14 protein-coding genes are annotated in these 16,846 nt (G+C 72.5%); 6 read left to right on the forward strand and 8 right to left on the reverse strand.

Annotation, left to right across the window (positions count from 1 at the left end; genetic code table 11):
- Positions 1-18 precede the first annotated feature (18 nt).
- The 4 genes from infB to rimP form a co-directional block, all read right to left on the reverse strand.
- A complete protein-coding gene (infB, locus tag LL946_RS00495) occupies positions 19-2,898 on the reverse strand; it encodes a translation initiation factor IF-2 (RefSeq protein ID WP_404383682.1) in 2,880 nt (959 codons plus the stop codon).
- A 64-nt stretch (positions 2,899-2,962) separates the two neighbouring features.
- The gene (locus LL946_RS00500) at positions 2,963-3,364 is read right to left on the reverse strand and encodes a YlxR family protein (protein ID WP_404383684.1); all 402 of its coding nucleotides are present in this window, start codon (positions 3,362-3,364) and stop codon (positions 2,963-2,965) included.
- An 8-nt stretch (positions 3,365-3,372) separates the two neighbouring features.
- Complete coding sequence (nusA, locus tag LL946_RS00505) at positions 3,373-4,575, reverse strand: transcription termination factor NusA (RefSeq protein ID WP_404383686.1); 1,203 nt, start codon at positions 4,573-4,575, stop codon at positions 3,373-3,375.
- Positions 4,576-4,577: 2 nt separating this feature from the next.
- Entirely contained in the window at positions 4,578-5,153 is a 576-nt protein-coding gene (rimP, locus tag LL946_RS00510; RefSeq protein ID WP_404383688.1) for a ribosome maturation factor RimP, read from the reverse strand.
- Between the two features lie 101 nt (positions 5,154-5,254).
- Here rimP and LL946_RS00515 point away from each other — a divergent pair, with 101 nt between their 5' ends.
- Both LL946_RS00515 and LL946_RS00520 read left to right on the forward strand, forming a co-directional pair.
- Positions 5,255-6,322: a hypothetical protein gene (locus tag LL946_RS00515; protein ID WP_404383690.1), complete on the forward strand. Its 1,068-nt coding sequence runs from the start codon at positions 5,255-5,257 to the stop codon at positions 6,320-6,322.
- A gap of 59 nt (positions 6,323-6,381) precedes the next feature.
- Positions 6,382-7,251, forward strand: a complete 870-nt coding sequence (locus tag LL946_RS00520; RefSeq protein WP_404383692.1) for an aminoglycoside phosphotransferase family protein — start codon at positions 6,382-6,384, stop codon at positions 7,249-7,251.
- A gap of 7 nt (positions 7,252-7,258) precedes the next feature.
- Here LL946_RS00520 and LL946_RS00525 read toward each other — a convergent pair whose 3' ends face one another.
- Complete coding sequence (locus LL946_RS00525) at positions 7,259-7,942, reverse strand: response regulator (protein WP_404383694.1); 684 nt, start codon at positions 7,940-7,942, stop codon at positions 7,259-7,261.
- Entirely contained in the window at positions 7,939-9,594 is a 1,656-nt protein-coding gene (locus LL946_RS00530; protein ID WP_404383696.1) for an ATP-binding protein, read from the reverse strand. The genes LL946_RS00525 and LL946_RS00530 overlap by 4 nt, the downstream gene beginning before the upstream one ends.
- A 157-nt stretch (positions 9,595-9,751) precedes the next feature.
- Here LL946_RS00530 and LL946_RS00535 point away from each other — a divergent pair, with 157 nt between their 5' ends.
- Positions 9,752-11,179 carry a cation:dicarboxylate symporter family transporter gene (locus LL946_RS00535; RefSeq protein WP_404383698.1) on the forward strand — a complete coding sequence of 476 codons (1,428 nt, stop codon included), beginning with the start codon at positions 9,752-9,754 and terminating at the stop codon, positions 11,177-11,179.
- A gap of 121 nt (positions 11,180-11,300) precedes the next feature.
- Here LL946_RS00535 and LL946_RS00540 read toward each other — a convergent pair whose 3' ends face one another.
- Entirely contained in the window at positions 11,301-12,206 is a 906-nt protein-coding gene (locus LL946_RS00540; protein ID WP_404383700.1) for a LysR family transcriptional regulator, read from the reverse strand.
- A gap of 82 nt (positions 12,207-12,288) precedes the next feature.
- Here LL946_RS00540 and LL946_RS00545 point away from each other — a divergent pair, with 82 nt between their 5' ends.
- Genes LL946_RS00545 through LL946_RS00555 form a run of 3 tightly spaced genes read left to right on the forward strand, consistent with a single transcriptional unit; the run spans position 12,289 to position 15,985 of the window.
- Entirely contained in the window at positions 12,289-13,131 is an 843-nt protein-coding gene (locus LL946_RS00545; protein WP_404383702.1) for an alpha/beta fold hydrolase, read from the forward strand.
- Entirely contained in the window at positions 13,131-13,937 is an 807-nt protein-coding gene (locus LL946_RS00550; protein WP_404386758.1) for an LLM class flavin-dependent oxidoreductase, read from the forward strand. Before LL946_RS00545 ends, LL946_RS00550 begins: the two co-directional genes overlap by 1 nt.
- A 56-nt stretch (positions 13,938-13,993) precedes the next feature.
- Complete coding sequence (locus LL946_RS00555; protein ID WP_404383704.1) at positions 13,994-15,985, forward strand: thioredoxin domain-containing protein; 1,992 nt, start codon at positions 13,994-13,996, stop codon at positions 15,983-15,985.
- Here LL946_RS00555 and LL946_RS00560 read toward each other — a convergent pair.
- Positions 15,982-16,821 (reverse strand): PhzF family phenazine biosynthesis protein, encoded by an 840-nt coding sequence (locus LL946_RS00560; protein WP_404383706.1) that lies wholly within the window; start codon positions 16,819-16,821, stop codon positions 15,982-15,984. The genes LL946_RS00555 and LL946_RS00560 overlap by 4 nt on opposite strands.
- Between the last annotated feature and the right edge of the window lie 25 nt (positions 16,822-16,846).

The following is a 16,846-nucleotide window of genomic DNA, read 5'->3' on the forward strand; positions in this document are numbered from 1 at the left end:
AGCGTGGGACCCGTCGCATCACGCCCTGGGCTTCTCGCGCATCTCGTAGGTGGCGATGAGGTCGCCGAGCTGCAGGTCGTTGTAGGACCCGAGGTTGATGCCGCACTCGAAGCCCTCACGGACCTCGGTGACGTCATCCTTGAACCGGCGCAGGCCTGCGATCTCGACGTTCTCGGCCACGACGACGCCGTCGCGGGTGATCCGCGACTTCGTGCCGCGCTTGATCTCGCCGCTGCGGACGATCGATCCGGCGATGTTGCCGAACTTGCTCGACCGGAAGATCTCGCGGATCTCGGCGGTGCCGAGCTCGACCTCCTCGAACTCCGGCTTGAGCATGCCCTTGAGGGACTGCTCGATCTCCTCGATGGCCTGGTAGATCACCGAGTAGTAGCGGATCTCGACGCCCTCGCGCTCGGCGTAGTCAGCGTTCTGGCCCTCGGCCCGGACGTTGAAGCCGATGATGATCGCGTTGGAGGCGACCGCGAGGTTGATGTTGTTCATCGTGATCGCACCGACGCCGCGGTCGATGATGCGCAGGTCCACGTCGTCGCCGACATCGATCTGGAGCAGCGCGTCCTCGAGGGCTTCGACGGAACCGGACACGTCACCCTTGAGGATGAGGTTGAGGGTGTCGACCTTGCCCTGCGCGATGGCCTCGTTGAGGTCCTCGAGCGAGATGCGCTTGCGGGACTTGGCCAGGCTGGCCTGGCGGTCGGCCGACTCGCGACGCTCCGCGATCTGGCGAGCGGTGCGGTCGTCCGGTGCGACGACGAAGGTGTCGCCGGCGCGCGGGACGGACGAGAGACCGAGCACCTGGACCGGACGCGACGGGGTCGCCTCACTGACGTTCTCGCCGTGCTCGTCGAGCATGGCGCGGACGCGGCCGTAGGAGCTGCCGGTGACGATCGCGTCGCCGACGTGGAGCGTTCCGGACTGGATGAGCACCGTCGCGGTCGCACCGCGACCCTTGTCGAGGTTGGCCTCGATCGCGACGCCACGGGCGTCACGGTCCGGGTTGGCCCGCAGGTCGAGGGCGGCGTCGGCGGTGAGGAGCACGGCCTCGAGCAGCGAGTCGATGTTCTCGCCCTGCTTCGCGGACACGTCGACGAACATCGTCTCGCCGCCGTACTCCTCTGCGACGAGGTTGTACTCGGTGAGCTGCTGACGGATCTTGGACGGGTTGGCGCCCTCGACGTCGATCTTGTTGACCGCGACGACGATCGGGACGTCCGCAGCCTGGGCGTGGTTGAGCGCCTCGATGGTCTGCGGCATGACGCCGTCGTCAGCGGCGACGACCAGGATCGCGATGTCGGTCACCTTGGCACCACGGGCACGCATGGCGGTGAACGCCTCGTGACCCGGGGTGTCGATGAAGGTGATCGGACGGTCGACGCCCTCGTGCTCCTTGTGGATCTGGTAGGCACCGATGTGCTGGGTGATGCCACCGGACTCGCCACCCGCGACGTTCTCGTTGCGGATCGCGTCGAGCAGGCGCGTCTTTCCGTGGTCGACGTGACCCATGACGGTGACGACCGGCGGGCGGGCCGCGAGGTCGACCTCGTCCTCGGCGTCGACACCGATCTCGAGGTTGATGTCGAAGGCGTCGAACAGCTCCTTCTCCTCCTCCTCGGGCGAGACCATGCGGATGTCGTAGCCGAGCTCGGCACCGAGCAGGCGGAACGTGTCCTCGTCGAGGCTCTGGGTCGCGGTCGCCATCTCACCGAGGTGGAACATGACCGTGACGAGCGAGCCCGGGTTCGCGTTGATCTTGTCGGCGAAGTCCGTGAGGGACGCACCCTGACGCACCTGGATGACGGTGGAACCGTCACCACGGGGCACGTTCACGCCACCGATCGACGGTGCCTGCATCTCCTCGAACTCGGCGCGCTTCGCGCGCTTGGACTTGCGGGCGCGACCGGGTCGGCCGCCACCGCGACCGAAGGCACCGGCAGTCGAGCCGCGGCCGGCTCCACCGCGGAAGCCGCCGCCGCCGGGACGACCGGCGAAACCGCCACCAGCACCGGGGCCACCGCCGCCGGGACGTCCGGCGCCACCGGCGCCGGGACGGCCACCGCGACCACCGGCACCGCCGGGACGCTCACCCGGGCGCGCGACGGCGCTCGAGCTCGGCATCATGCCGGGGCTGGGACGGGCGCCACCGGGACGCGGGCCGGCAGCACCGGCTCCGGCGCCACCGGGACGGGGCGCGCTGCGCGGACGCGGCATGCCCTGGCTGGCCGCGAACGGGTTGTTGCCGGGACGAGCGGCGCCGCCGCCCTCACGACCGGCCTCGCGGCCACCCTCACGACCTGCGTCGCGACCGCCGTCGCGGCCCTGGCGCATGCCCTGGCTCGGAGCGAACGGGTTGTTGCCGGGACGCGGCGAACCCGCACCGGGGCGCGGGGCGCCGGGACGGGCGCCACCGGACTCAGGGGCGGACGGAGCTGCCTTGGCTGCCGGAGCAGCGGGGGCGGGAGCCGACGGCGTGGCCTTGGCGGCCGGGGCGGCCGGAGCCGGCGCGGCAGGCGCAGGGGCCGACGGGGCGGGTGCTGCGGGAGCAGCCTTGGCCGCCGGAGCGGCAGGGGTCTGCGAGGCCGGGGCGGCCGGTGCTGCGGGGGCAGCCGGGGCCTTGGGGCCGGGGGTTGCCGCGGGGGCGGCGGGAGCCGCTGCGGACTTCTTCGCCGCCGGCTTGGCCGGTGCGGCAGACGGCTTGGCCGCTGCCTCGGCGGGGGCCGCCTTGTCGACGGGGAACTTCTCCTGGTACCGGCGGACGACCGGTGCCTCGACGGTGGAGGACGCCGACTTGACGTACTCACCCATCTCGTTGAGTCGCTCGAGGAGGACCTTGCTGGTCACTCCGACTTCCTTGGCGAGTGCGCTGACGCGAACCTTGGCCACGTTTCTCCTTCTCAGGTCCTGCAACCTGTCGAAGGCGCGGACCGCTAGTTCTGGGGGGAGCTCATTACTGAGTGCTCATCGGGTGCTCATCAGCGTCAAACCCGCTTTCGGTTCCCTGGGGACGGACAATGGTCTGCTCGTGGGTGGCGATCCACTCCGCCACGGCGCTGGTGTCCAGATGCGCACTGACTCGCAGTGCACGCCCGAACGCCCGTCGTCGGACGGCGAGGTCGAAACAGTCTCTGGTGGGGTGCAGCCAGGCGCCACGCCCCGGGAGACATCGTCGAAGGTCGGGAACGAGGTCCCCATCACCTCCGGCGACCACTCGCAGGAGTGCCGACCGGCTATCCGTCTCACGACATCCCACACAGGTGCGCACCGGGCCCGTCAGTGACGGTGTATGCCGGGTGCCCGCCTTGGCGTGCGATGTCCGAGTCCGGAGTCCAGCCCGGTCGGTCCCGTCCATGTTAGCGCCTAGCGGGGGTCGGACGCGTCATCGCCCGCCTCGGGACCCCGCGCGGAGCCCTCTCGGGGCGGCGCCGAGCCCGGGTTGTCGGACCGGATGTCGATCCGCCAGCCGGTGAGCTTGGCGGCGAGTCGGGCGTTCTGGCCCTCGCGGCCGATGGCGAGCGAGAGCTGGTAGTCGGGGACGACGACCCGCGCCGCCCTCAGCGTGCGGTCGACGATCTCGACGGACTGCACGCGCGACGGGCTGAGGGCGGCGGCGATGAAGGTCGCCGGGTCCTCGCTGAAGTCGACGATGTCGATCTTCTCGCCGTGCAGCTCGGCCATGACGGCGCGCACTCGCGCACCCATCGGACCGATGCAGGCGCCCTTGGCGTTGAGGCCGGCCACCTTGGTGTGCACGGCGATCTTGGTGCGGTGCCCCGCCTCGCGGGCCAGGGCGGCGATCTCGACGCTGCCGTCGGCGATCTCGGGGACCTCGAGGGCGAAGAGCTTGCGCACGAGGTTGGGGTGGGTGCGCGACAGGCCGATCTGCGGCCCGCGCATGCCGCGCTTGACGCTCACGACGTAGGTGCGCAGCCGCTGGCCGTGGACGTACTTCTCGCCGGGGACCTGCTCGGCCAGGGGGAGGATGCCCTCGACGGAGCCGAAGTCGACGGTCACGTGGCGCGGGTCGGGGCTCTGCTGGATGACGCCGGCGACGATGTCGCCCTCGCGGCCCTTGAAGTCGCCCATGATCGCGTCGTCCTCGATGTCGCGCAGGCGCTGGACGATGACCTGGCGCGCGGTGGCGGCAGCGACCCGGCCGAAGTCCTTGGGCGTGTCGTCGAACTCCGGGCCGTACTCGCGGCGCATCCGCGGTCGCACGGGCTCGGCCGGCTCGGCCGGCGCCTCTGCCTCGGCGTCGTCCTCGCCGGCGGTGCTTGCGTCCGCCCCTTCGGGGGTCCCAGCACCCACAGTGACGGACGCTGCAGGAGCGCTGTCGGCGGCGACCTCCGCCGGGGCCTCGTCCTCGGGGACCTCGAACTCCTCACGGGCCCAGATCGTCACGTGACCGGTCTTGCGGTCGAGCTCGGCGCGGGCGCTGCGGTAGGAGCCCTCGGTCCGGTGGTAGGCGAGCAGGAGGGCCTGCTCGATGGCGGGAATGAGCACGTCGAGAGAGATGTCGCGCTCGCGCTCGACACCTCTGAGGACGGCGAGGTCGATGTCCATGGTCAGTTCTCCTTGTCCCCCGACGCGTCGGCGTCGTCGTCGTGGTGGCCCTCGGTGGCAGTCTCGGCGGTGTCCTCTTTGCGCGTGAACTCGACCTGCACCTCGGCGCGGTCGATCACGGCATACGCAAGGGTCTCGTCGCGGGCCGGCGTCTTCTTGACAGCTGGGATCGTCACGGTCAGGTCGTCGGCACCGGCGCGGGTGATGCGGCCGGTGACGGGGTCGCCCTCGCGCAGGGTCAGCGTCACGAGGCGGCCCACGTTGCGCTGGAAGTGGCGCGGTGAGGTGAGCGGACGCGAGACGCCGGGCGAGGTGACCTCGAGCGTGTAGGGCTGCTCGCCGAGCACGTCGGAGTCGTCGAGCGCGTCGCTGACGGCCCGGGTCGTGTCGGCGATCTCGTCGAGGGAGAGCGAGGCATGGGTCTCGGTGACGTCACCGGAGGTCTCGAGCGCGCGGTCGACGACGACCCTGACGACCCGACGACGGCCTGCCGGCGTCACCGTGACCTCCTCGAGGACGACTCCTGAGCCCTCCAGCGCACCGGTGAGCAGCTCGTGCACTGCGGTGTCTCGCGTCATCGGTCTCCCTCTCTGTAGTTCTCGGACCGCGTCCTGCACAGCGGCGCCGCCCACTCTAGCCGTGCGCCGTGGTGGCCTTCCACGCGTGCGAGGATGCCGCCATGCGTGAGGTGACACCGTCGGTGGCGAGCCCGAGCCGGCGCCTCGTCACCGCTGGGGCCCTCGGTGCGGTCGTGGTGGCGCTCTCCGGGTGCGGCATCCGCCTCGAGGACGACGCCCCCCGGGTGCCGCTGGTCCCGACGCGCGAGCCGATCGACGCCGAGGACGCCTTGGTGCGGCTCCTCGAGGCGGTGCAGGCGGCCGCCACGGCACCGCTCCTGACCACGGACCCGCTCGCGCCACTCCTGCCACCGCTGCACGCCCGTCAGGCGACCGTGCTCCACGACGCCCTGCGCCAGCGCGGCGTCCCCGAGGACGACCTGTCGACAGCCAGCGCGTCTCCCACGCCGACGTCGACGACCCCGAGCCCGAGCGCCTCAGGCACGGCGTCGCCGTCGGCCAGCGCGTCCGGGTCGACCGCCGTGCCTCCCGTCGTGCGCACCGTCGCCGAGGTCGAGTCGGCGATCCTCGCCGCGGGCGCCGGTCTCGCTGGGGCCGAGGCCGAGCTCAGGCCCACCCTCGTCGCAGTGATGGGTCAGGCCGACGCCGCGGTCCAGCTGGCAGCGCCGAGCCCCACCGCGACGGCGCCACCCACGCAGGCCACGCCCACGGCGTCACCCACTGCGTCGACGTCCGCGTCCCCCGACGAGCCGCCGGCCTGGTCCACACCCTCGGCGCTCGTACCGCTCATCACGGCCACGCGCAGGGCGACGTTCCTCCTCGAGGTCGCCGCCGCGCGGTCGCCCAAGGGAGTACGGGCCGCGTGGCTTCGCGACATCACCGAGCTGCAGGCCCTCACCGCCGACCTCGTCGACGCCGCCGGCGAGGTCGCACCCCCGCCCGACCTGGGCCAGACCCTGCCGAGCCCGGTGACCACGCCCGCCCAGGTCCTCACACTCGCCACCGAGGCCCTGTCGACCCTGCTCGCCACCACCGGCGCGAACCTGCGCCCCCTCACCGATGCCGACCCTGGGGCCGCGTTCGCCTCGGTCCCGGGGTGGCTCGGCACCGTGGCAGCAGTGGCGCACCGGCACGGCATACGGCTCACGCCCTTCCCGGGACTCGCGTGAGCGAAGGGCCGGGGTCCGGCCCCCTCGACCCCCGAGCGCCGACGGACTGGCTCACGTGGATGAGCCGGCTCCCGGCCGAGGGCGGTCCCACCGGTGCCGACTGGGTCGCCTCCGTGGACCGGCTGGCACGGGAGTGCCTCGACGAGTGGGACCTCGACGTGACGGGGACGCCGATGACCGGCTGGACGGCGGTCGTGCACCCTGTGCACCGACGCGATGGAAGCGGCGGCCCGCTCGTGCTCAAGGTGGGCTGGCCGCACGTCGAGTCCGCGCAGGAGCACCTGGCCCTGCGGGCGTGGGAGGGGCGCGGCGCCGTGCGCCTCGTCGCCGCCGACCCGGCGCGGGGTGCGCTCCTCCTGGAGCGGCTCGATGCCGAGCAGGACCTCGACGGGGTCGACATCGACGAGGCCTGCGCGGTGGTCGGCGGTCTCTACCGCGAGCTGCACATCCCGGCGCCACCGACGATCCGGAGCCTCACGGCATACCTCGATCCGTACCTCACCCAGCTGAGGCAGCGCACCGACCTGCCCCGCCGGGTCATCACCCGGGTGACCGGGCTCGCGCGCGAGCTGCTCGCGGAGCCGGGCCCGCGGGTGCTGCTGCACACCGACCTGCACTACCAGAACGTCCTCGCCGCGGAGAGGTCGCCGTGGCTCGCGATCGACCCGAAGCCGCTCGCCGGACCCGCTGCCTACGAGCTGCATCCGTTGCTGCGCAACCGGATCGAGGAGATGGGCACGGGCGCCTCGCTGCGCTGGTCGGTCCGGCGACGGCTCGAGGTGGCCTGTGACGCCGCGGGTCTCGACGACGAGCTCGGGCGGCTGTGGTGCATCGTGCGCTGCGGCGTCGAGATCCTCTGGTCCGCGGTTGACGGGGACGACGTGGAGCTCTCCAAGAACCTCACGCTGCTCAAGGCGCTCGAGGACTGAGCCCTCTTCAGCTGCGCCAGCCGTACTCCACCTCGGGACGCCCGGCTCCGGCGTAGCGCGACCGTCTCGTCGCGACGCCGCTCTCGTGGAGGTGCTCGAGGAACCGGCGAGCGGTGACCCGGCTGACCCCGAGGACCGCCGCGAGCTCGCTGGCGGACAACGCCTCCGGCGACTCCCGGAGGGAGGCCACGACGCGGCCCATGAGCTCCTCGGACATGCCCTTGGGCAGGCTCGCGGTCCGGGCCGGCCGAGCCGCCGCGAAGACCTCGTCGACCTCGGCCTGGCTGCCCACCTCGGCCGTGGCGCGGTGGGTCTCGCGGTAGTCGAGGTAGGCCCGGAGCCGGTCGCGCAGGGTGGCGAACGCGAAGGGCTTGAGGACGTACTGGACGACACCGAGCGAGACCGCCGAACGCATGATGTCGAGGTCCCGGGCCGAGCTGACCGCGATGACGTCGGCCCCGTGACCGGCCGCCCGCATCGCCCGCACGACCTCGAGCCCGTGGAGGTCGGGGAGGTTCATGTCGAGCAGGACCACGTCGACGGGCTGTGCCTGCAACGCCCTGAGAGCCTCCTGGCCGGTGGTCGCCGCGGCCACCACGACGAACCCGGGCACCCGCTCGACGTAGGTCGCGTGGGCCTCGGCGGCGACCGGCTCGTCCTCGACGACGAGGACCCGCAACGGCTCGGTCATCGCCGCTCCCCCGGTGCGGCCAAGGGCAGGCTCACGACGAAGCGTGCACCCGGCGGGCCCGTGACCTCGAGCGACCCGCCGAGCCGGTCGATGGTCTGGGCGACCAGCGCCAGGCCGATCCCGCGACGCCCCGCGCGGCCCTCGCCCTTGGTGCTGAACCCGCGCCGGAAGACCGACTCGACCGCGGCCTCCGGCAGCCCCGGCCCGGTGTCGGCCACCTCGAGGACGAGGAGGTCGCCGCCCTCGTCGACGCGGGCGTCGACGTCGACCCGCCGCTCCGCAGCCCGCCCGCCGGTCGTGGCCGTCATGACCGCGTCGAAGGCGTTGTCGATGAGGTTGCCGACGATGGTGACGACGTCCCGCACGGGCACCGCTCCGGTGGGCCACTGCGCCCCCGGCGCGATGCGCAGCTCGATGCCCTGCTCACTGGCCTGTGCGCTCTTGCCGACGAGCAGGGCCGCGAGCGCCGGCTCGGCGTCGGCGGCGATGACGTCGTCGGCGAGCTGCTGCGTCACGGCGAGCTCGTCGGTGGCGAAGTCGAGGGCCCGGTCGACGTGGCCGAGCTCGATGAGCGAGACGATCGTGTGGATCCGGTTCGCCGACTCGTGCGCCTGGGACCGCAGGGCCTCGGTGACGCCACGCGCCGAGTCCAGCTCGCCGGTGAGGTGCTCGAGGTCGGTGCGGTCACGCAGTGTCGCCACGGTCCCGAGCCGGCGGCCCTCCCACATGGCGGGCGCGGTCCCGAGCACGAGCACCCTCGCCTCGGTGACGTGCAGCTCGTCCTCACGGCGCTCCCCGTCGGAGAGGGCGGCCGTGAGGGCGGGGCTGAGGCCGAGCTCGGCGAGAGGACGACCGCTCGCTCCCTCTGGCAGCCCGAGCAGCCGGACCGCCTCGTCGTTGGCGAGCTGGAGCCGCCCGTCCTGGTCGACGAGCAGCAGTCCCTCGGTCACCGCGTGCAGGACGGCGTCGTAGTACTCGTACATCTCGCGCAGCTGCGCCTCTCCCAGTCCCAGCGTCTGGCGACGGGTGCGCCGGGACACCAGCCCCGTGCCCAGGCCCGAGAGCAGGGCGGCTCCGGCTCCGGCGACGAGCAGACCGGGGAGCTGGTCGCGGACCTCGCGCGAGAGCGCCGTCCGGCGGATCCCCACGGAGACGAGCCCGACCACCTCACCCGCACCGGCATCACCTGCAGCCGCCTCACCTGCAGCCGCCCGGACTGGCACGACGACACGGCGCGACGGACCAAGGGTGCCGGTGTAGTCCTCCACGACCTCGCCTCCGCGCACGGCGTCGCGGATGTGTCCGAGGAACATCTGACCGACCCGGGCCGGGTCCGGGTGCGAGTAGCGGACGCCCTGCGTCGTCATGACGACGACGAAGTCGGTGCCGGTGCTCCGGCGCACGTCCTCGGCGTAGTCCTGGACCGCCGGGCTCGGCGTCGCCGAGACCAGCGCTTCGACCACCGCAGGGGTCGTGGCAACCGTGCGCGCGACCGACATCGCCCGGCTCGTCGCCTCCTGCGTCTGGGCGCGGCGGGCCTGGACGTAGGCCGCCACGAGCCCGACCGCGACGACGAGCAGGGCCACACCGACCTGGAGCACGAACGTCTGCGTCGCGACGCTCCACCGCGCGGGTGACCAGCGAGCGCTCACCGGACCCTCCGGCATACGGCCTCAGGGCAGCCGCGGGGCACCCCACGCACGCGGCCGCGGAACTCAATGAACACAAACGTGACCCTAGTTCCCGAGGACACCAGAATCGGGGTCGCCCAGACCCGGGACCGCCGGGCCGACTACCCAGGAGACCCCCGTGACCGACACCGTCGTCGATCGGCCCGTACGCCGGGACCGCACGCACTGGCTCTACATCGCCGTCATCATCGCGATGGCCCTCGGCATCGCCGTGGGCATCATCGCCCCCGAGTTCGGCGTCAAGCTCAAGTGGCTCGGCACCGCGTTCGTCAACCTCATCAAGATGATGATCAGCCCGATCATCTTCTGCACCATCGTGCTCGGGATCGGCTCGGTGCGGCGCGCCGCGCAGGTCGGCAAGGTCGGCGGCCTCGCCCTCGGCTACTTCCTCACGATGTCGACGGTGGCCCTCGCCGTGGGCCTGCTCGTCGGCAACATCGTCAAGCCCGGCGCGGGCCTCAACCTCACCGACGAGCTCGCCACGAGCGGTCGGGAGGCCGTCGGAGAGGAGCACACCTCGACCGTCGACTTCATCCTCGGCCTCATCCCCGAAACGCTCGTGTCGGCCCTCACCGCGGGCTCGGTGCTCCAGGCGCTCCTCGTCGCGCTGCTCGTCGGCTTCGCGCTGCAGAAGATGGGCCGGGCCGGCGAGCCTGTCCTCAATGGGATCCGGCACCTCGAGCGGCTCGTCTTCCGCCTCATGGCGATGATCATGTATGCCGCACCGATCGGTGCGTTCGGAGCCATGGCTGCCGTCGTGGGCGCGACCGGCTGGGAGGCGCTCAAGTCGCTGGCGCTCATCATGGTCGCCTTCTACGTCACGTGCTTCCTCTTCGTCTTCGTCATCCTCGGCGCGCTGCTCAAGGCCGTCACCGGCGTCAACGTCTTCGCGCTGCTCAAGTACCTCTCGCGCGAGTTCCTGCTCATCCTCTCGACCTCGTCGTCCGAGTCGGCCCTCCCCCGCCTCATCGCCAAGATGGAGCACGCCGGCATCTCGCGCCCCGTCGTCGGCATCACCGTGCCGACGGGCTACTCGTTCAACCTCGACGGCACCGCGATCTACCTGACGATGGCCTCGCTGTTCATCGCCGAGGCGCTCGACAAGCCGTTCTCGCTCGGTGAGCAGATCTCGCTGCTGCTCTTCATGATCATCGCGTCCAAGGGTGCCGCCGGCGTCACCGGCGCCGGCCTGGCGACGCTCGCAGGTGGCCTCCAGTCGCACCGTCCCGACCTCGTCGACGGCGTCGGGTTCATCGTCGGCATCGACCGGATGATGAGCGAGGCCCGCGCGCTGACCAACTTCGCCGGCAACTCGATCGCCACGGTCCTCATCGGCCACTGGGTGGGCGAGCTCGACCGCGCCCAGCTCGACCGGGTGCTGGCCGGCGACGCGCCGTTCGACGAGTCGACCATGCTCGACGAGCACGACGACGAGCACCTCGACCCGCGTGGCGGGCAGCGGGACGAGCAGCGGGACGAGCAGCGGGATGGGCGCCGCGAGCGCGACCTCGTGGGCGACCCGCAGTCGCAGACCGTCGGTCACTGACCCGAGGGCTCACGCAACATCCACCGGGTGTCGGACATCCGGGCTCACGCCCTCGGCGATGGGCCCGGATGTCCGACACCGCGTCACTGACGCTCAGCTCCGTCACCGGACGGGGCCTGCGTCAGGACGGGCCGCCGGTCCGGTTCCGCTCCAACTCGCTCACGAGGTGGCCTCCGACCTCGACGGCGAGCTCTCGCAGTCGCGCGGCCAGGGGTGACAGGGTGCCGCGCGACACGACGCGCACCACGCGGTCCGGCACGGCCGGCTCGAGCCGGTGGAAGGAGAGCGCGGGGTCGTCGAGCTGGCCCCACACCGAGAGCACGGGCATCACCGCCACCCCGAGCCCGGCGCGCACCATCGAGGTGATGCCCTGGTTGTCCACCGTCCGGAAGACGACGTCCGAGGCGACACGGGCGCTCGCGAGGGCCTCCTCGACCACGGCCTGGTCGCAGATCGGCGGCAGGGCCACCATGGCCAGCCCGTCGAGGTCTGCCAGCGCGACGGCGCTCCCGGTGAAGGTTCCCGTCCGGGACAGGAGGACGTGCTCGTCGCGGAAGACCTCGACCTCGTCGGTCCCCTCCGGACCGCGCACGTCGCTGAAGGCGAGGTCCACGACGTCGAGCGGTGGCTGCGCGGTCTCGTCCTCCACCAGCCGGATCTCCGCGCCGGGGTGCTCGACCAGGAGCCGGTCGACCACCCCGGGCAGGAGCACGTTGGTGACCGTCTGGAAGGTGCCGACGTCGACCCGTCCCTCGCCCGCGTGGAACCGGTCGATGGCCTCACGCGCAGCCTCGTCGGCCTCGAGCAGGGTTCGGGCGCGGTCGTGCACCAGCCGGCCGAGCGGCGTGATCCTGGGTCGGCGCGCGCCACCGGGCCGGTCGAACACCGCACCTCCGACGCGACGTTCGAGGGTCGCGATCTGCTGGCTCAGCGTGGACTGGGTGTAGCCGAGCTCGGACGCGGCCGCGCCGAAGGTCCCGGTGCGCTGGACGGCATCGAGGGCGGCGAGGAGTCGCAGGTCGAGCATGTGGCCAGTATCGCTCTGAGCGATCGTCATCATCAAGAACCATCGCTTTTCATGCAGATGTATGCCGCCTAGCGTCGCCGACATGAACCCCGAGACGATGATCCGGCTCGACGAGGTCGAGCTCTGCGTCCAGACCGTCGGCGAGCCCGACCATCCCGCCATCCTGCTCATCCACGGTGCGGCCGCGTCGATGGTCGGCTGGGAGGACGGCCTCTGCGAGCGGCTCGCCTCCCGTGGCCGCTTTGTCATCCGCTACGACCAGCGCGACACGGGCCGGTCGACGGTCTCGACTGGTGGGCGGCCGGCATACGACATGCGTGACCTGGCCGACGACGCGCTCGGCATCCTGGACGTGCTCGGCGTCGAGCGGGCCCACGTGGTGGGCCGCTCGATGTCCGGCGGCACCGCGCTCATCCTCGCCGTCGACCACCCAGACCGCGTTGCGAGCGTCACCTTCATGTCGACGACCACCGGTGGCGACGACCTCCCCGGACCCTCCCCGGCGTTCCTGCGCGCCGTCGAGGCGCCCGCTCCCGACGTCGACGACCGGGCTGCGTGGGTCGAGTGGGTCGTCGAGGTGATCCGGGCCTACAACGGCGAGTCGCCGCTCTTCGACGAGGCGCACGTGCGCCGTCACGTCGAGCTCGACATGGAGCGGTCGGCGGATCCGGGTGCCGGGGCCAACCACTTCACCATCGAGACCCGCGGACCGGTCCGCGGCGGATTTGCGGACGTGGCCGTGCCGGCGCTCGTCGTCCACGGCGAGGTCGACCCGGTGTTCCCGCTGGCTCACGGACGCGCGCTGCGGGACGCGATCCCGGGAGCGAGGCTCGTCGTGCTCGAGGGAGCCGGGCACGAGCTGCCGCCGGCGCGCTGGGACGCGTTCGTGCAGGCGCTGGTCGAGCACACGGGCTCGGGGTCGTGATGCGGGCCGCGGTGTGGCTGCCGCTCTTCGACGAGCTCGCCGACCCCCGCGTCGTGGCCGACCTCGCCGTCGAGGCGGAGGCTGCGGGGTGGGACGGGTTCTTCGTCTGGGACCAGCTCACGTGGCGGGAGCCGGTGGCGTCGGTGGCCGACCCGTGGATCTGCCTGGCCGCTGCGGCCACCGTGACGAGTGGCCTCGCGATCGGCCCGATGGTGACCCCTCTGGCACGACGGCGTCCGACGAAGGTCGCCAGGGAGACCGCGTCGCTCGACCGGCTCAGCGGAGGGCGCCTCGTGCTCGGCGTCGGGCTCGGGAGCGACCGCTTCGCGCAGGAGTACTCCCGGACCGGTGAGCCGCCTGACGACCGGGTCCGTGCCGAGATGCTCGACGAGTCGCTGGAGATCCTGGGTGGCGCCTGGACCGGGGAGTCGGTTGCCCACCATGGACGGCACCACCTCGTCGACGACATGACGTTCCTGCCGAGGCCCGTGCACGGTCGGGTGCCGGTCTGGGTCGCGGCGTTCCCCGGCAACCTCAGACCACTGCGGCGGGCGGCGCGGCACGACGGTGTCTTCCCGGTGAACCTCACCTCGCCCGACCAGCTCGCCGAGGCGGTGGAGCGGGTGCAGGGGCTGCGGGCGGGCGCGACGGGGTCGTTCGACGTCGCGGTCGACGTGCCACCCGGCCAGGACCCGGCGCCGTGGGTCACCGCAGGCGCGACCTGGGTCCTCACCGGCGTCGAGCCGGAGTCGCTCCGGCTCGACGCCGTCCGGGGAGTGGTGCGCGACGGGCCGCACCTCGTGTAGCGCTGCCCACGTCGAGCCCCCCTCTCGTCCCGCGAAGCGCGTGACAGGGTGAAGGCATGCCCAACCGGCTCGCGCACTCGACCTCGCCCTACCTGCTCCAGCACGCCGACAACCCCGTGGACTGGCAGGAGTGGGGTGAGGACGCGTTCGCCGAGGCACGTCGGCGCGACGTCCCGATCCTGCTGTCGGTCGGGTACGCCGCCTGCCACTGGTGCCACGTCATGGCGCACGAGTCGTTCGAGGACGACGGTGTCGCCGCGGTCGTCAACGAGGGCTTCGTGGCCGTCAAGGTGGACCGGGAGGAGCGGCCCGACGTCGACGCGGTCTACATGAACGCCACGACCGCGCTCACCGGGCACGGCGGGTGGCCGATGACCTGCGTCCTCACGCCTGACGGCGACCCCTTCTTCGCGGGGACCTACTTCCCGCGCGAGCAGTTCCTGTCACTGCTCGCCAACGTCACCCGCGTCTGGACCGAGCAGCGCGACGACGTCGTCGCGTCGGGGGCGCACATCGCCGCGCGGCTGCGCGAGATGACGACACCCGGAGCCGCCGCGGCCATCACCACCGAGTCGACGGCGACGGCGGTGATGAGCCTGCGGCAGCACTACGACCTCGCGCGCGGTGGCTTCGGTGGCGCACCCAAGTTCCCGCCGTCGATGGTGCTCGAGTTCCTCCTGCGTCACCACGCCGCGACCGGTGACGCCGACGCCCTCGCGATGGCGCGGGGGACGTGCGAGGCGATGGCGCGAGGAGGCATCTACGACCAGCTCGCGGGCGGCTTCGCCCGGTATGCCGTGGACGCGGACTGGGTGGTCCCCCACTTCGAGAAGATGCTGTACGACAACGCCCAGCTGCTGCGGGTCCACACCCACCTCTGGCGGGCCACACGCGAGCCGCTGTGGCACCGGATCGCCTCTGAGACAGCGGATTTCATCCTCCGAGATCTCGGCACCGCCGAGAGCGGGTTCGCCTCCGCGCTCGACGCCGACACCCTCGTCGACGGTGTGGGCGTCGAGGGCGCGACCTACGCGTGGACGCCGGCACAGCTCGTCGACGTGCTGGGTGAGGACGACGGAGCACGGGCCGCGGCACTGCTCGCCGTCACCCCCGAGGGCACCTTCGAGCACGGCTCGTCGACGCTCCAGCTCCCCGTCGACCCGGACGACGACCAGTGGTGGGCCGACGCCAAGTCCCGCCTGCTCGCCGCCCGGGACGCACGGCCGCAGCCCGCCCGCGACGACAAGGTCGTCACCTCGTGGAACGGGCTGGCGATCGCGGGGCTCGCCGACGCCGGGGTCCTGCTCGAGCGACCCGACCTCGTCGAGGCGGCTGTGCGGTGCGCCGAGTTCGTCGTGACGACCCACCTCGTCGACGGCAGGCTACGCCGCGCCTCACGCGACGGTGCGGTGGGCGGGGCCGCCGGGGTGGCCGACGACCACGGCAACCTCGCCGAGGGCCTGCTCGCGCTCCACCAGGCGACCGGCGACCCACGCTGGCTCGAGGCGGCCGGCGGCATCCTCGCCACCGCCCTCGACCACTTCCGCGACGAGGACGGCTCGGTCCACGACACCGCCGACGACGCCGAGCGGCTCTTCACCCGCCCCCGCACGCAGGCCGACAACGCCGAGCCGTCCGGGGTGTCGTCGCTCGCCGGTGCCTGGCTCACGTATGCCGCCCTGACCGGCTCGTCACGTCACCGCGCCGCCGCCGACGCCGCCCTGGCCAGCGTCGGCGCACTGTCGTCCCGCGACCCCCGCTTCGCCGGCTGGAGCCTCGCGGTCGCCGAGGCGGCGCTGGCCGGCCCGCTCCAGGTGGCGCTCGTCGGCGACGGCGCGGTCGCCGACGAGATGCTGGCGACGGCGAGGACGAGCACCTCCCCCGGCCTCGTGCTCGCGCACGGAGCACCCGACTCCCCCGGCCAGCCGCTGCTCGAGGCGAGGCCGACCGTGGGAGGTGAGCCGACGGCATACGTGTGTCGTGGCTTCGTCTGCGACGCCCCGGTCACGGCGGTCGAGGACCTGCGCCGAGCGCTCGCCGGCTCCTAGAGGTCGACCGTCCCGCTGATCCGGGTCACGGCGTCGCCCGAGACCCAGACCTCGCCGTCGACGGCCTCGACGTGGACGCGTCCGTCGCGACCGATGACCGAGCCCTGTCGCGCGACGTAGCTGTCGGGCAGGGCGCCCATGCCGATGAGCCACTGCGCCAGGCCGGCGTTGGCGCTGCCGGTCACGGGGTCCTCCCCGAAGTCGCTGCCGTCGGCGTAGAACGCGCGCACCTCGATGTCGGTGCCGAGGTCCTCAGCCGACTGATCGTCCCAGCGCCCGAGCACGCACACCTTGAGGTCGGTGAACGCGGCGAGGTCCGGGGTGACGTCGACGACGGCCTGCGCGGTGCCGAGGTCGACGCCGACCCAGCCGGGACCGTTGTCGACCCAGGCCATGTCCTCGACTGCCGCGTGCGAGATACCGAGCCCACGCACGACGCGCGCGCGGAGGTCCGGCTCGACCGGGCCGGACCGGCGAGGCGGAGGAGCAGCGAAACCGAGCCGCGGCGAGCGCCGCACGTCGACCAGCCCTGCCCCGCACTCCTGCACGACCACCTCGCCGCGCGGCTCGCCCCCCGCCTCCAGCCAGGCGTGGGCGCTGCCGATCGTCGGGTGGCCGGCGAAGGGAAGCTCGCCACCGGTCGTCCAGATCCGCACGCGGTAGTCGGCGCGCGGGTCGGTCGGAGCGCACAGGAAGGTCGTCTCGGACAGGTTGGTCCAGCGCGCGAACGCCGCCATCTGGTCGTCGGTCAGGGCATCGGCGTCGTGGACGACGGCGAGCGGGTTGCCGAGCCAGGGCTCGGCCGAGAACACGTCGACCTGTCGGAAGGGCAGCACCCGCACATCCCACCACGAGGGGGCC

This window comes from Knoellia locipacati (assembly GCF_044791685.1).
Taxonomy (GTDB): domain Bacteria; phylum Actinomycetota; class Actinomycetes; order Actinomycetales; family Dermatophilaceae; genus Knoellia; species Knoellia locipacati_A.

Coding starts and splice junctions, on each gene's coding strand:
- LL946_RS00545 (WP_404383702.1), top strand. CDS start 12,289: ATGAACCCCGAGACGATGATCCGGCTCGACGAGGTCGAGCTCTGCGTC.
- LL946_RS00550 (WP_404386758.1), top strand. CDS start 13,131: ATGCGGGCCGCGGTGTGGCTGCCGCTCTTCGACGAGCTCGCCGACCCC.
- LL946_RS00555 (WP_404383704.1), top strand. CDS start 13,994: ATGCCCAACCGGCTCGCGCACTCGACCTCGCCCTACCTGCTCCAGCAC.
- LL946_RS00520 (WP_404383692.1), top strand. CDS start 6,382: ATGAGCCGGCTCCCGGCCGAGGGCGGTCCCACCGGTGCCGACTGGGTC.
- LL946_RS00500 (WP_404383684.1), bottom strand. CDS start 3,364: ATGGACGGGACCGACCGGGCTGGACTCCGGACTCGGACATCGCACGCC.
- rimP (WP_404383688.1), bottom strand. CDS start 5,153: ATGACGCGAGACACCGCAGTGCACGAGCTGCTCACCGGTGCGCTGGAG.
- LL946_RS00540 (WP_404383700.1), bottom strand. CDS start 12,206: ATGCTCGACCTGCGACTCCTCGCCGCCCTCGATGCCGTCCAGCGCACC.
- LL946_RS00515 (WP_404383690.1), top strand. CDS start 5,255: ATGCGTGAGGTGACACCGTCGGTGGCGAGCCCGAGCCGGCGCCTCGTC.
- nusA (WP_404383686.1), bottom strand. CDS start 4,575: ATGGACATCGACCTCGCCGTCCTCAGAGGTGTCGAGCGCGAGCGCGAC.
- LL946_RS00525 (WP_404383694.1), bottom strand. CDS start 7,942: ATGACCGAGCCGTTGCGGGTCCTCGTCGTCGAGGACGAGCCGGTCGCC.